Consider the following 14,506-nt stretch of genomic DNA (forward strand, 5'->3'; position numbering starts at 1 on the left):
ACTACGGAAGGTATGCAATGGCTGATCAAAGCGATCGTCAATCTCCTCAACCAACGGCAGCATCACCCGCCTCGCCCTCCACGCAATCGGGGGAAGTCACCAAGGTCGGTGGCGTCACCTATCGAACAGCGGACACCGAATATTTTGAAAAACGCCAGCTCAAGCGCGCGGCCGGCATCTTCGGACTCTGGGGCCTCGCGGTCGGCGCGGTCGTTTCCGGTAACTTTTCCGGCTGGAACTTTGGCGTGGATTTCGCGGGCTTCGGCGGGATGCTCATCGCCTACGCGATTCTCATCGTCATGTACTACGGCCTCATCTTCTCGATCAACGAAATGGCCGCCGCCATGCCGCACACCGGCGGCGCGTACTCATTCGCGAGAGCAGCCATGGGCCCGTACGCGGGCTTTGTGACGGGCCTTGCCGAAACAATTGAGTACGTGGCGACAACCGCCGTGATCGTCTACTTCTCTTCAGGCTACGCCGACGCGGTGGTATCGCAGCTCCTCGGCGTTGACCTGCCAAAACCCGTGTGGTGGCTCATCCTCTACACGATCTTCGTGGCTCTGAACTCCTCGGGCGCAGCGGTCTCGTTCAGGTTCGCCATTCTGGTGTCGATCATTTCGATCGTGATCCTGCTCGTCTTCAGTGCGATGGCGCTCTTCTCCGGGGCTTTCTCATGGGATTCACTCTTCAACATCGTTCCCGACGCGGGCGGTTCGGCCTTCTTGCCTCACGGTTTCCTCCCGATCCTGTTCGCCCTGCCCTTCGCCATGTGGTTCTTCCTCGGTATCGAGGAGCTGCCACTCGCAGCAGAAGAGGCCCACAACCCCGTCCGTGACATTCCCAAGGCGGCACTGTGGGCGCGCTTCACACTCGTCGTCACCGGTCTTCTCGTGCTCGTTCTGAACACCGGCGTGCTCGGCGCAGAAACGACCGCCTCGGCAAGCGAACCGCTCCTCGACGGCTTCCGCGCGATCGTAGGCGACGGCCTCGCTGCCGTCCTCGCACTCTTTGCACTCGTGGGTCTGCTTGCTTCACTCCAAGGCATCATGTTCGCCTACGGGCGCAACATGTACTCGCTCTCGCGTGCCGGTTACTACCCGAAGTTTCTCTCGCTTACGGGGCGCACGCAAACGCCGTGGGTAGCCCTTATCGCCGGTGCCGTCATCGGTTTTTGCGCCCTTGTGGGCGTCGACCTTGCCGGTGGCGAGGGCGGAATCGCCGGTGCGGTTGTTCTCAACATCGCTGCCTGGGGTGCCGTCGTCGCCTACCTCATGCAAATGGTGTCGTTTCTTGTGCTGCGTAAGCGGTTCCCGAACGCCAAGCGCCCCTACAAATCGCCGTGGGGAAACTTTGGTGCAATCATTGCTGCCTTCATCTCCGCGCTCATCTTCCTGGGCTTCCTCCTCAACCCTGACTACCTGCCCGCGATCATCGCAATCATCGTGATCTACGCGGTTATGCTCATTACCTTCTGGCTGTGGGGTCGCCACCGGCTGATTCTGAGTCCCGAAGAGGAGTACGCGCTCTCGGGCGGCCTCGACGTCGTGAACCTCGACGATCTCGTGGATGACGGTGAACACAACGACCAGGCCAGTGAGGGCGAGGTATCACCCGCTCGAGACTAGGGCTCAACGGGCGTTTTTCATTCTTCCTTCATACGAAGCGGTCCGGGGAAGCCCTGCGGCTTCCCCGGACCGTCCATGAGGTTCACGCGCGGTTAGAACCCGGTGCGCGTGGCCTTCGGGTAGTACTTCCGGAACTTCTGCACCTGGCGGAGACCCGAAGCGAGAGCGAAGCCCTTCATCCATGCACCCTCCGGGGCGTAGCGGTAGGGGTTGTCCACGCCGTGGGCACGAACGGCGGAATCGAGCTGAGCACGCAGCTCGGGTTCGGTGACGTAGTGCTTCACGAGGCGCGTGGGGAGGATCGAATAAAGGTGCTGCTCCTCGGCGCGCACGCGCTCAAGGGGCGCGTCGTCGATGAGGTCCGCGACAATGTGCTCGGGGTAGGAGCCGCCAGCGGCGGTGACGTAGTGGTTGTTGCGGCCGAGCCTCGGATTGAGTTCGAGGAAGTAGGCCGTTCCATTGCGCGGGTCGACCTTGAGATCAACATTGGCGAAGCCGACGTAGTCCACGTGGTCGAGGAGCTTTTCGAACTGCGCGACGATTCCGCGGTGAGGACCGGTGAGCATCGCTGCAGGGCGTCCAAGCGCATCGGGTGTGTGCTCGCCGAGCAGCACCTGCGCAGCGCACGTGAGCGTAACGTCCCCCGAACGCGAGCGATAGCCGGTGATCGAGTATTCGGAGGTGTCGTCGCCCTCGATGAGCTCCTGGAAAAGGAAGCGCCCCGTGAAGCCAGCGTCCCCGAGCTTCGCCACGAGTTCCTTGTACTCGGCTTGCGACTTGAGCACGAATACTTTGCGCTTGCCGGGGAACTTGACGCGCGCATAGTCGGCGGTGTTCGCGGGTTTGCCGATGATCGGGTAGGCCCACGGAAGCTGCTCGGGCGCGTCAAAATCGGCCCCGCCGTACCGGGAGAAGTCCACGACTTCAGTGGGGATCGTCGGAATGTCGAGCTCGTTGCACGCCTCTTGGAAGTGGGCTTTATCGGCCAGTTTCGCAAGGGAGGCGGAATCGACTTGCGCGAGAAGGTAGTGCTCCTCGAGCTCGGCCCGGTACGTGTCGATGAAGGAGATGAACGAATCGGCGTTCGCGAGCAAGAGCGTGGGTCGCTTGACGGGTTTGTCTTTCGCGATCTGAACGAGCGCGTCTTTGAGATCGCAGTCGCTGGCCTCCGCACCGAGAGCGACGTGAGCACTCGTGACAGTGCGCTCGTTCATGGCGACGGGGGTGCGCATCACGGTGAGTGAACGCATGCCGTAGGCCTTGTGAAAGGCAATCGAGACGTTGAGCGAGTTGAGGCCCGCGCCGAGGATCACGACATTGAACTCCGTGCCGCCTTTGCTGATCCCCGGTGTGGGGCCGGGCTGGGAGACAGTGAGGTTCGAGATGGCCACGTGAAACGCCTTTCGCTGGGAAACATCCGGCGCTTGAGTTTATCGAACAGCAGTTTTGGCGCTCTCTGTTTGCTCGCACAAAGTGTCCGTAAAATCATTCATTGCTAAAGCAGCGCCCCCAGGGCGCACATCTCCAAAGGAGCATCGATGAACGAGAACAGCCCCCTCGACAAGGTCAAGAATGCCGCGCAGTCCCTCGCGGACACGGCGAAGGAGAAGCTCCCCGCGGGCGTTGATGCGGCGGCCGACGCCGTGGTGGACCTTGCCGCGAAGGCTGAGGAGAAGTTCCCGCAGGCCAAGGGTGTGACCGACAAGGTTGTGGACGTTGCGGGAGCGGCACAGGACAAGGCCCATGAGCTCGGTGGCGAGGGTGACGGCGACGCGGATGGCGAAGCAGCAAAATAGGCGCTTAAAAGGCGAGCCGCGCCACTAGAAGTCGCCGACCGCCTCCACGTCGCCGAGATTGGTGCTAGCCTTCGAAAGGTTGTGCACGGACATGGACAGAGAGCCATGCGAGCACTTCATGTGATCCGGGTACAGCCATGCCTTTGTCCCGTTTTCACGTGAGGAATGTGCATGAGCACCATAGCGCCTGAGCGCCCCGCAACCACCCCCATTTCCGCTCGCCCCGTCAAGAACGAGTCCGCAGTGACGGCCTCGGGGCAGGCCCCGACCGAAGCAACCGGCCACGATGCCGACTTCAGCTTCACCCCTGTTCCCCCATCCGCGCGTCACGGTTTTTGGGCCGTGGGCTTCGTGATGCTCGGATTTACCTTCTTCTCCGCCTCGATGAGCGTGGGCGCGAAGATCGGCAACGGCCTTGATCTTGGCGGCTTCGTGTGGGCCACGGCGATCGGTGGTCTCGTGCTCGCGATCTACACCGGTGGCCTCGCCTACCTTGGCGCGAAAACCGGTATGGGGCTTGACCTCCTCGCCCGCCGCGCCTTCGGCCGTCGCGGCTCGCTCTTGGCTTCCGCCCTCGTGGGCCTGACCCAGATGGGATGGTTTGGCGTGGGCGTGGCGATGCTCGGCATCCCCGTTGCTGACCTCCTTCACATCAGCCCCTGGTGGATCGTGATCGCCGCCGGCGCCGCGATGACCGCCTCCGCCTTCTTCGGCATGAAAGCGATCGAGATTGTCTCGTTCATCTCGGTTCCGCTCATCGCGATCCTCGGCACCTATTCGATGGTCACGGCAACCAGCAAGGCCGGTGGCCTCGTGGAGGTCTTCGGCGACGGCTCGATGCCGATCGTGACCGGCATCGGCATGGTTGTGGGTTCCTTCATCTCGGGTGGCACGGCGACCCCGAACTTCACACGCTTTGCTCGCTCGGCGAAGGTTGCCGTCATCACCACGGTGATCGCGTTCTTCCTTGGCAACACCCTCATGTTCAGCTTCGGCGCGGTGGGCGGCGCGTTCACCGGCAAGGACGACATCTTCTACGTCATGATCGCCCAGGGCCTCGCGATTCCCGCGATTCTCGTGCTCGGCGCGAATATCTGGACGACGAACAACAACGCCCTGTACACCTCTGGCCTGGGCTTTTCGAACATCACGCGCGTGCGCACCCGCCCCATGACTCTCATTGCGGGCATTTTCGGCACGGTGAGCGCCCTGTGGCTCTACGAGAACTTCGTGGGCTGGCTGAGCTTCCTCAACGCGGCACTGCCGCCGATTGGCGCGATCCTCATCGTGGATTTCTTCGTGCGTAAGCACGCCTACCTCGACCCGAACGCGAAGGAGCAGACGATCGCTCCGCACGCGGTCATCGGCGTGATTGCCGGCGGCCTCGTGGGCTACTTCGTGCCGTGGGGAATCTCGGCACTCAACGCGGTTGCGGTGGCGGTTGCCATTCACCTCCTCGGCGTAGCCTTGACGAAGCGCCGCTAACACCTTCTGCGGGCGGCGCGGCCTGCATCGTCGAGGAGCCGCGCCGCCACTTTCCAGGGTGGCGTTGCCCGCCCGTCCCACTCCATTTCAATAGAAAGGCAGCCCCGTGCTCATCCAGAACGTCACGCTACCGGGCCGGGAGGGCTCGGTTGACCTTCGCATTTCCGACGGTTGCTTCACCCACATCGAACCCAATCTCACCGCCGAACCCGGCGAAGAGACGTGGAACGCCGAGGGCCGCCTCGCGCTCCCGCCTTTTGTGGAGAGCCACATTCACCTTGACTCGGTTCTCACCGCGGGCGAGCCGAAGTGGAACATGAGCGGCACGCTCTTCGAGGGTATCGAACGCTGGAGCGAACGGAAGAAGACCTTGAGCGTCGAGGACGTCAAGGAGCGCGTGCGCCGCGTTGCGCGCGACCAGGCGAGCTTCGGCGTGCAGTACGTGCGCACGCACGTGGACGTGACCGATCCTGAACTCACGGCGCTGCGCGCGATGCTTGAGCTGCGCGACGAGCTGGCCGAGCTCATCACGCTTCAGATCGTGGCGTTTCCGCAAGAAGGCATCGATTCGTTCCCGAATGGCCGCGACCTCATGGTCAAGGCCGCCGACATGGGCGTCGATGCGATCGGCGCGATTCCCCACTTCGAGTTCACGCGCGAGTACTCGGTGGACTCGCTCAATTTCGCGTGCGAGCTCGCGCGCGATCGCGGCCTGCTCATGGATGTGCACTGCGACGAGATCGACGATGAGGCCTCGCGCGGCCTCGAGACTCTCGCGACGCGTGCACTCGAATTCGGCATGGGGGAGAAGGTCACCGCGTCGCACACCACCGCGATGCATTCCTACAACAATGCCTACTTCGTGCGTCTGCTGCGCCTGCTCACGATGAGCGGCATCAACTTCGTGTCGAACCCCATGGTGAACACGCATTTGCAGGGCCGCATGGATACCTACCCGAAGCGCCGCGGCGTCACGCGCGTCAAGGAGCTTACGGAGGCTGGCATCAACGTGAGTTTCGGGACCGACGATATCCGCGACCCGTGGAACCCGCTTGGCACGGGGAACCTCCGCGACATTGTGCTGAACGGCCTCTATGTCACGCAGATGATGGGGTACCCGCAGATCGCGGAATCCTACAATTTCGTGACTCACAATGCGGCGCGCACGCTGCACCTTGAGAATTACGGCATCGAGGTGGGCAACCCCGCCCGTTTCGTTGTGCTCGATGCACCGAACTGGGTTGAGGCACTCAACTTCAACGCGCCCGTGGTCCGCTCCTACAGAGACGGCAAGCTGGTGGCGAAGACTGAGCCGGCGACCCGCGAGGTTTTCTGGGGCTAGGCGCTGCACACCTCATCGCGATAAGGGAGGGCCCGGGCGATCGCCCGAGCCCTCCCTTATGCCTCGTGCTGTTTAGTTCTTGCGCATGCGGATCACGGCGAAGGCGCCACCGCCAATGAGCGCGAGAGCGAGGATGGCCGTTGCAGCGATCTCAGCGCCCGTGCGCGGCATGAAGCCGTGAGCGCCGCTCGCCTGACCCGAGCCCTTCGAGGGTTTCGCGGGGGCCTGCTTCGACGGTTCAGTCTTTCCGGGGCCGTTGGCTTCGCCGCCGTCGGACGCTGTCGGAGCCTCAGCCGACGGTTCGGCCGGGGCGACTACGCCCGTGTCCCCGTCGTTCACACCGCCCTCAGCGCCACCGTTGTCACTCGGCGCGGGGGCGGGATCGGCGACCTCGGTGATGGAGATGCCCTTCATCTGCCACTCTTTCTCCGTGATCGTGAGTGGCTGGACGATCGCTTGGGGCGCGGGCTGAGGAATGCCATTGTCGATCTTTACGCATTCGATCTGGAGGTCTGCCTCGCCCTTCGCGGCGATGTCCACGAAGCTCGCGTCGATCGGGTTGATGACCGTGCCGTCGTTTTCGAGGGAGTCGATTCCCGACATGACCACGCGTGTCGCCTTCTCGCCTTCGCCCTGGACGAAGACGGTGCGTGCGCCATCAACGTAGGGCTCTTCGCACTTCACGCGAGATTTCACGGTGTAGGTGAAGGGGTCTGCATCGAGTGCGCCGTGTGCCTGGACGCCCTCGGCATTCTCGATCGTGGCCGTCACGGAATCGTCGAGAGTGACCTCGGTTGCCGCAGTGGCAACCTGGGGGAGGGCGAGGAGTGCTGCGGCGCCGGCGAGGGCAGCCGAGCGGCGGAGCGGGAGGGAGAGTTGCATGGTTCTACACGTTCCTTGGGGCGCGGGGAGTGGGTTAGCGAGGACAACTGTGACAGGCCATAGTGAACACTGGGTAACTCGCCGGTGTCGAATTTCGCCCCTAACTCGTTACCCGCTATTCATTTCCTCCCTTTAGCGTTCTCATTGGTCTCCCCGACGCCTCGAGAGAAAGATTCCCCATGACCGAGCTCCGCTCCCCCCTTGCCTCCTCGCTCGCCCCGAGCCGACGCACCGTGCTGCGCGGCAGCGTTGCCGCCGGTGCCCTAGGTGCCGCCGCGGCCGCAGCCACCGGCTCCGCTATCGCCGAAGAAACCCCCGTGACCACCACCGGCGCGACCGAGAGCCAGGATCTCGCACCCGCCGAGACCGGTCTTGAATGGCTCGTCGTTGACCACCACGTGCACTCGCTCTACAGCCACGACGCGAAGTACACGATGGAAATGATCATGGATAAGGCCGAAGAGTTCGGCGTGGACGTCATCGCCTTCACCGAGCACTCGAACTGGGGCCACGCCAACGAGGGTGGCGTGTGGGAGGCGAACCGCCTTATTCGCAAGGCCCGTGACGAGCGCAAGCTCATGGTTTTCCAGGGCATCGAGTGGTACATCCCCGCGGCCGAGCACTGCACCGTTCTCGTTGCCCCCGGCATCAACGAGGCGCGCGTGCTGCGCACCTTCGAGCTCGAGTTTGATGGCAAACTCAACGGCTGGGAAAAGCCCGCTCTCGACTCGAAAGAAGAGAAATTCCAGCAGAAGAAGGCTGTTGAGGCGATTGCGTGGCTCGGCCAGCAGAAGGGCGAAGGCTTCATCGATGACGCGATCGTGATCGCGAACCACCCGAGCCGCTACTGCATCGACTCGCCGCTCGAGCTTCGCGCGTGGCACGACGCGGACCGCGACATTTACCTCGGTATGGAAGGCGCCCCCGGCGCCCAGGGCTCGGCTTTCGGCCTCAATCGCGACCCGAAGTTCCAGCGCGGCGAATACGAGAACAGCCGCCGCAAGGACTCGTCCCCGCACTACCCCGACGAAGCCTTCCGCACGCGCGGCGGCTTCGACTACCTCACCTCGGTCGTGGGTGGCATGTGGGACTCGCTGCTCTCTGAGGGCCGCCGCTACTGGATCACCTCGAACTCCGACTTCCACCTCAAGACCCACGACACTTACCGCGTGGGCGACTACCCGAAGGGTGACGGCTGGGAGGAAGGTGCGAGCCTCGGCAACTTCAACCGTGCGGGCCGCCGCCCCGTGCCCGTCAACACGAACGAAGCTCAGGGCGGAAGCGACTACTGGCCCGGCCAGTTCTCCCGCACGCACGTGGGTGCTACGGGCCGCTCCTACGAAGCGGTCATGGAGGCCATGCGTGCCGGTCGCATCTGGATCGAGCACGGCCACCTCATTTCCGGTCTCGAGGTCGTCCTTTTCGCGAAAGACGACAGCGTCGAGCCCGTGACTCTCGGCGGCACCCTCAAGGTCAAGGCCGGCACCGAGCTTGGCCTGCGCGTGAGCGTGACGCCCACGACGAAGGAGAACTCCGCGGGGATCCTCCCTGAGCTCGCGCACATCGACCTCATCCGCGGGCTCATCACGGGCGAGGTTGAGGATGTCAACACGACGACGGCCCCTCACACCAAGGTCGTTGATCGCAAGGAAACCGCAGGCCACGGCCTTGAGGAGTTCACGGTCGAGTTTGACCTCGGCGCCGTCGAGGAAAACGGCTACATTCGCCTGCGCGGGAGCGACGGCAAGCGTTCGGGCGTCGGCCCGATGGGTGCCGACGTTGACCCGGCCGGCCCGATTCCCCACGGTGGCGAGAACGGCGCAGGAAGCCCGTGGATCGACACGTGGATGTACACCAACCCGATCTTCTTCGAGGTCGAGTGATCACGGTTTCGTGAAAGCGAGTGGGCTCGGTTTCGCGGGGGTTATGCCCCGCGGAATCGAGCCTCTTTCCCATTGCCCGCCCAGGACACACACCGCATGAAAGGACACCCCGCATGGCCCTCAACCGTCGGACCTTCCTGACCGCAGCCGCCGCGACCGCCGCGAGTGCCGCAACCCTCGCGCCCGCGAGCGCCTCCCCGCTTTATGAGCGCGACGAGAACGACACCCCGCGCCTTCTCGATAACCCCTTCGATGCGAGCCTCAAGAACCCCGCGCCCGAGGGGTGGGCGCCGAAGAGCCCGCTTGCTCGCGCTCACGCCCACAACGATTACCTGCACACGCACCCGCTGTGGGATGCGCTTGAACAGGGCTTTTGCTCGGTTGAGGCGGACGTGTGGTTCGAGGGCGGGCAGATCCTCCTTGGCCACACCCGCCTCGGCACGGCGAGCGGCCGCTCCCTCGAGGAGTTCTACGTGAAGCCGCTCGCGGCACTCGTGCGCTCCAACGGCGGTCACGTGTTCCCCGGCTACGACGGCCCGTTCCAGCTCCTGATCGACATCAAGGACCAGGGGGAGAAGCAGCTGCCCGCGATCGAGAAGCTGCTTGCGCCCTACAGCGACGTGTTCTGGCACGTGAACCGCTGCGGTGAGGTCGTCGAGAACCCCGTGCGCGTGGTGTACACGGGAGGTCGCCCGTACGATCTCATCAAGGACAACCCGGTGCGGTTCGGCTCGGCCGACGGCCACAAGGGTGACCTCGGCGGCGAGATCAGCTCGCTCGACATGCCACTCATCTCGGAGGATTGGGAGACGTGGGGCTGGCAGGGCTTCGGCGAGCGCCCGGAAGAGCAGTTCCGTTCGCTCAAGGAGTTTTCCGACGGTGCCCACGCGATCGGCGCGCGCTCGCGCCTGTGGGGTGTTCCCGAGCTTCTGCCCAAGCGTCGCGAGATCCTGTGGCAGATGCAGCTCGATGCGGGTATCGACGTCGTGGGCGCCGATGACCTCGCTGAGCTGCGCGCGTTCCTTCTCGAGCGCGGCGCCGCCTAAATCAACTCTTTCGAAGGCCTACCGCGCGCGCTCGGCGAGTAGCTCGAGCACGTGGCGGTAGGTCTTTCCCGTTGCGCGGGTCATGCCGATTTCGCACGTGCGATTGAGGGAGGCGTGGTGGTCGGCGCCGAGGGCTTTCACTTCGGCTGCTTCGGCTGCCGTTGCCGAGGCGGTGAGCTCGGGGTGGAGCATGCCGCGATCGCCCGCGAAGGCGCAGCAACCCCACGCATCGGGCACGGTGACCTTCGCGAAGGCGGCCTCAGCAACCGCTGTAAGCGCCGGGTTGAGGCCCATCTGCGTGGAGGAGCACGTGGGGTGGAGAATCACGTGTTCGCTTGACAGGTCGATGTCGAGGCGCTCAAGAAGATGTTCGGCGGTGAACTGCACGGCGTCGATGACGTCGGCACCGTCGCGCTCGAGGATCGCCGCGAAGCCCTCGGTGCAGCTCACGGCGTCGCTCACAATCGGCAGGTCGAGCTCGCGCACGGCGTCAACGACCTTTCGGGTTTTCGCTGAAATGACCTCGTGCCCCTTGGCTTTGCCTTTCGACGTCCATGGCGTGCCGCAGCACGTGGAATCGATGCCCTTCGGGATGAGAAGCGCAAGGCCCGCCTTCTCAAGGAGTTTTTCGAACGCGGAGACGACGTTTCCACCTGGCGCGGCCCCGCCGAACATCGTGTTGACGCACGCGGGAACATAGATGCTCGCGACCTCGCCATTGGGCGCGCCGAATAGGCGGCCGGGCAGGTTCGAGCCGACAGCCCGGTGCTCTGCGTGCTCGCCGAGGGTGCCGCGAGCCTTCCCGCCGGCCGGCAGGTCCTTCGTGTATTTCGGCACGGTGTCCTCGCCCAGCAAGCGTCGGCCCACGCCCGTGGCCGCCCCCACGGCAGGTGCCGGAACCTTATCCGCGACCGAGAGCCCAACCGCGGCGCCGCGCGTGATCGCACCCCACGACGCTGCCGCGGCCTTCCACGCGCCGGATTCGACAGCGTTCGTGTTCTCGCGGCGCAACCGCTTCACGAGCAGACCCGTGTTGATCCCCACGGGGCACGCCGTCACGCACATGCCGTCCACGGCGCACGTGTCGATGCCTTCGTAGTCGTAGTCCTTCGCGAGCTCATCCGCCGTTGCCGCATCGCCTGCGTTGCGGGCACGCTCCTCGGCGCGGCGCACCACGATGCGCTGGCGCGGCGTGAGCGTGAGGTCCTTGCTCGGGCACACCGGCTCGCAATAGCCGCATTCGACGCAGCGATCGGCCTCGACCTCGATCGTGGGGTTGAGCTTGAAGTTCTCGAGGTGCGCCTTCGGGTCGCTTTCGATGAGCACGCCCGGGTTGAGAATTCCCGCGGGATCCACGAGGTGCTTGAGCTCTTTCATCACGGCGTAGAGCTCGTCGCCGTACTGGCGATGCACGAACGGCGCCATCGCGCGGCCCGTTCCGTGCTCGGCCTTGAGGTTACCGCCGCGAGCGAGCACCACGTCCACCATCGACTCGGTGAAGGCGCCGAGGCGCTCGCGGGCCGCGTCGCTCTCGAAGCGATCCGTGAGCATGAAGTGGATGTTGCCATCCTTCGCATGGCCGAAGATCACGGAGTTCTCGTACCCGTGCTCGTCGAAGAGCTCGTGCAGGTCACCGCACGTGTCGGCGAGGTTCGCGGGCGGCACCACGACGTCCTCGAGAAGCGCGGTCGTGCCACTTTCGCGCGCGCCCGCGACGGAGGCGTAGAGGCCCTTGCGCAAAGCCCATGCGGCCCCGCGCATGACCGGATCCTCGGAGAAAATGGCGGGGGAGCGCAGCTCGTGGGCGCGCAGGATCTCCTCGCCGGCGCGCTGGGCCGCGACGAGTTTTTCGTGCTCATCGTCGCGGTACTCGATGAGGAGCGCTGCCTCCGTGCTCGGCGCGAAGCCCTGGATCTGCTCGGGCACGCGCGCGAGCTTCTGGCCCACCGCGATCGAGGTCGAGTCCATGACCTCGAGCGTCGCCGCCCCCGAGTCCACGAGCTCGGGCAGGATACGGGTGGCCGCATCGAGCGAGGGGAACACGGCGAGCGCGGTCGTCGTGAGGGCCGGGATCGGGACTGTGCGGAACGTCGCCTCGGCGATGAACGCGAGCGTGCCCTCGCTTCCGATCACGAGCTTTTCAAGGATGTCGATGGGGCGCTCGGCATCGAGGAACGCGTTGATGCCGTAACCCATCGTGTTCTTGAGGGCGAAGCGTTCGCGAATGATCCGCACGCTTTCGGGATTCGACACGACCCTTTCGCGAAGGCGCGAGAGGCCCTCGTGGATGTCGGGCGCGTTGGTGCGCAGGCGAGCGTCGGCCCCCTCGCGGTCGCTCGTGTCGAGGGTGAGGCCCGACGGCAGCACCATGACCATCGATTCGAGAGTTTTGTAGGTGTTGTATTCGGTGCCGCAGGCCATGCCGCTCGAGTTGTTCGAAACGACGCCGCCGATCGTGCACGCGGCCTCGCTTGCCGGGTCGGGCCCGAGGCGACGCTTGAAGCGGCGAAGGCGGGCGTTGACCTGGGCGACTGTGGCGCCAGAACCGGCGCGCACGCGTGCGCCCTCGTCGAGAACCTCAATGTGGCGGAAGTTTTGGCGCACGTCGATCTGAACGTGGGGACTCGCGGATTGGCCGCAGAGGCTCGTGCCGCCCGAGCGGAAGGCGACGGGACTCTTGGCGGCGTTCGCGCCTTTGAGGAGCGTGGCGACCTCGCGTGCCGTATCGGCAAGGACGACGGCTTCGGGGGTGAAGAGGTAGTGGGAGGCGTCGCTTGCGGCGGCCACCCTGTCGATGAGTCGAGTCTGGATGCGGCTTTCGTCGCGCACGGCAGCGGTGACGAATGCGGGGGCGGTGTTCACGAAATCCTCCATGGGCGCGCCGGTTAGGCGTAGACGACGCCTTAAGCCTAGCCCGAGTGGCATGGGACCGTGTGATGGGGGAGTGGTGATTCCGCAACGCTTGGTAGTTATGAAATGACATACAAAACGGAGGGAAAGGTTAGCGTTTCGTACGGCGCTCACGTCAAGATAGAGGAGCTGGCGCCGGCGAAGTCGCATCCCATCCACATTTCTCGTACCCAAGGAGACTTAAGCCAGTGAGCGCCACTGACACGGCCTCGATGCCGGCCGTCCCGGCGTCGGACCACGCCCACGTACTCGAAGCGATTCCCGAAACCCTCCCCGAAGACTCGCGCCCCCTGCCGGATCTCCCGGCCGGCGCGTGGTGGCCAGTGGCGGCGTCGATCTTCGCGATCGCGTGGGGCGGTAACGAATTCACCCCGCTTCTCGTGATGTATCGCGAGGTCTCGCACTTCTCCGACCTCGTCGTCGATGGTCTGCTTGGTGCCTACGTTCTCGGTATCGTCCCGGCTCTTATGATCGGTGGCCCCCTCTCCGACGTCTACGGTCGCCGCCCGATTCTGCTGCCCGCCGCACCGCTCAGCCTCCTCGGCAGCCTTATGTTGATGCTTGCTCCCGGCTCGCCCCTCATGATCGGCATCGGCCGCATCCTGTGCGGTCTTGCGCTCGGTCTCGTCATGGCGATCGGCACCGCGTGGATCAAGGAAATTTCCGACGCCTCCGGGGCCAACCCCGCCGCAGGCGCCCGCAGGGCGTCGCTCGCCCTCACCACCGGCTTCCTCGCCGGTGCCCTCGTGGCCGCGATCCTCGCGCAGTGGGGCCCGTGGCCAACCCGCACCTCGTATGCGCTGCACATCCTCATCACGATCGTGACCGGTCTGTGGCTCTTCACCGCGCCCGAAACGCGCACACCAGGTCACCTTCCTGCCGAGAATGAGCCCGCTTCGGGTGCCGAGACGCTCATGTCGAAGCTCATCGTTCCGAAGGCCGCGCACAAGCGCTTCCTGCGCGTGGTGCTTCCCGTCGCGCCGTGGGTTTTCGGTGCGTGTGGCACCGCCTACGCCGTTCTCCCCGCTCTGCTCAAGGATCGCGCCGGTGACTACCCGATCGCGTTCGCGGGCATCATGACCGCCGTGACCCTCGGCTTCGGCGTGGGCATCCAGACCGTCGGCAAGAAGATCGACACGCATCGAAGCGCGCGTGCCTCCGTGATCGCCATGGCGATCGTGGCGACCGGCGCGGTGTTCGCCGCCGGCGCCGCTTCCACGACGAGCCTCACGATCGGCCTCATCGCCGCCGCGACCCTCGGCTGCGGCTACGGCCTCGCGCTCGTTGCCGGCCTCAGCGAAGTGCAGCGCCTCGCCGGGCCCGACGACCTTGCCGGCCTCACCGCCGTGTTCTACTCGATTGCCTACCTTGGCTTCTTCGTGCCGATGCTTCTCGCGGCGCTCAGCACGATCTTCAGCTACACGGCGATGCTCATTGGCGGCGCCGTGATTGCGATCCTCACGCTCGTGGAGGTCGCGCTTGCCTGGCAGGCACACCTGCCCGGCGCTCACGAGTAAACGAGGCTTTGCTCGGC

10 protein-coding genes are annotated in these 14,506 nt (G+C 64.7%); 7 read left to right on the forward strand and 3 right to left on the reverse strand.

Going from position 1 to position 14,506, the window contains the following annotated elements; translation table 11 throughout:
- Positions 1 to 17 precede the first annotated feature (17 nt).
- Positions 18 to 1,628 (forward strand): amino acid permease, encoded by a 1,611-nt coding sequence (locus DAD186_RS00315; RefSeq protein ID WP_065247026.1) that lies wholly within the window; start codon positions 18 to 20, stop codon positions 1,626 to 1,628.
- Positions 1,629 to 1,720: 92 nt separating this feature from the next.
- Here the strand turns inward: DAD186_RS00315 and DAD186_RS00320 are convergent, their stop codons facing one another.
- On the reverse strand, positions 1,721 to 3,019 hold the full coding sequence (locus DAD186_RS00320; RefSeq protein WP_082990996.1) for a carboxylate--amine ligase: 1,299 nt from the start codon (positions 3,017 to 3,019) through the stop codon (positions 1,721 to 1,723).
- A gap of 147 nt (positions 3,020 to 3,166) precedes the next feature.
- Between DAD186_RS00320 and DAD186_RS00325 the strand changes: the two genes are divergently transcribed.
- From DAD186_RS00325 to codA, 3 genes are all read left to right on the forward strand, one after another.
- Positions 3,167 to 3,424, forward strand: a complete 258-nt coding sequence (locus DAD186_RS00325; RefSeq protein ID WP_065247027.1) for a hypothetical protein — start codon at positions 3,167 to 3,169, stop codon at positions 3,422 to 3,424.
- 171 nt (positions 3,425 to 3,595) lie between these two features.
- Positions 3,596 to 4,909, forward strand: a complete 1,314-nt coding sequence (gene codB / locus DAD186_RS00330; protein WP_082990997.1) for a cytosine permease — start codon at positions 3,596 to 3,598, stop codon at positions 4,907 to 4,909.
- 106 nt (positions 4,910 to 5,015) lie between these two features.
- Positions 5,016 to 6,251 carry a cytosine deaminase gene (gene codA, locus DAD186_RS00335; RefSeq protein WP_065247028.1) on the forward strand — a complete coding sequence of 412 codons (1,236 nt, stop codon included), beginning with the start codon at positions 5,016 to 5,018 and terminating at the stop codon, positions 6,249 to 6,251.
- Positions 6,252 to 6,323: 72 nt separating this feature from the next.
- On the opposite strand, the gene DAD186_RS00340 is transcribed toward codA, so the two are convergent.
- Complete coding sequence (locus DAD186_RS00340) at positions 6,324 to 7,133, reverse strand: hypothetical protein (protein ID WP_065247029.1); 810 nt, start codon at positions 7,131 to 7,133, stop codon at positions 6,324 to 6,326.
- 179 nt (positions 7,134 to 7,312) lie between these two features.
- On the opposite strand from DAD186_RS00340, the gene DAD186_RS00345 reads away from it, so the two are divergent.
- Together DAD186_RS00345 and DAD186_RS00350 are read left to right on the forward strand one after the other, a co-directional pair.
- Positions 7,313 to 9,016: a PHP domain-containing protein gene (locus DAD186_RS00345; protein ID WP_065247030.1), complete on the forward strand. Its 1,704-nt coding sequence runs from the start codon at positions 7,313 to 7,315 to the stop codon at positions 9,014 to 9,016.
- A 113-nt stretch (positions 9,017 to 9,129) separates the two neighbouring features.
- On the forward strand, positions 9,130 to 10,062 hold the full coding sequence (locus DAD186_RS00350; RefSeq protein ID WP_082990998.1) for a PI-PLC domain-containing protein: 933 nt from the start codon (positions 9,130 to 9,132) through the stop codon (positions 10,060 to 10,062).
- Positions 10,063 to 10,080: 18 nt separating this feature from the next.
- Here the strand turns inward: DAD186_RS00350 and DAD186_RS00355 are convergent, their stop codons facing one another.
- Positions 10,081 to 12,936: an FAD-binding and (Fe-S)-binding domain-containing protein gene (locus DAD186_RS00355; RefSeq protein ID WP_065247031.1), complete on the reverse strand. Its 2,856-nt coding sequence runs from the start codon at positions 12,934 to 12,936 to the stop codon at positions 10,081 to 10,083.
- A 224-nt stretch (positions 12,937 to 13,160) separates the two neighbouring features.
- On the opposite strand from DAD186_RS00355, the gene DAD186_RS00360 reads away from it, so the two are divergent.
- Entirely contained in the window at positions 13,161 to 14,489 is a 1,329-nt protein-coding gene (locus DAD186_RS00360; RefSeq protein WP_208854260.1) for an MFS transporter, read from the forward strand.
- The last annotated feature ends 17 nt before the right edge of the window (positions 14,490 to 14,506 follow it).

It is taken from the genome of Dermabacter vaginalis, assembly GCF_001678905.1.
GTDB classification, from domain to species: Bacteria; Actinomycetota; Actinomycetes; order Actinomycetales; family Dermabacteraceae; genus Dermabacter; species Dermabacter vaginalis.

What these genes read in the sequence shown, in the direction of transcription:
- DAD186_RS00315 (WP_065247026.1), top strand. Translation starts at nt 18, where the DNA reads ATGGCTGATCAAAGCGATCGTCAATCTCCTCAACCAACGGCAGCATCA.
- DAD186_RS00325 (WP_065247027.1), top strand. Translation starts at nt 3,167, where the DNA reads ATGAACGAGAACAGCCCCCTCGACAAGGTCAAGAATGCCGCGCAGTCC.
- codB (WP_082990997.1), top strand. Translation starts at nt 3,596, where the DNA reads ATGAGCACCATAGCGCCTGAGCGCCCCGCAACCACCCCCATTTCCGCT.
- DAD186_RS00340 (WP_065247029.1), bottom strand. Translation starts at nt 7,133, where the DNA reads ATGCAACTCTCCCTCCCGCTCCGCCGCTCGGCTGCCCTCGCCGGCGCC.
- DAD186_RS00345 (WP_065247030.1), top strand. Translation starts at nt 7,313, where the DNA reads ATGACCGAGCTCCGCTCCCCCCTTGCCTCCTCGCTCGCCCCGAGCCGA.
- DAD186_RS00350 (WP_082990998.1), top strand. Translation starts at nt 9,130, where the DNA reads ATGGCCCTCAACCGTCGGACCTTCCTGACCGCAGCCGCCGCGACCGCC.
- DAD186_RS00355 (WP_065247031.1), bottom strand. Translation starts at nt 12,936, where the DNA reads ATGGAGGATTTCGTGAACACCGCCCCCGCATTCGTCACCGCTGCCGTG.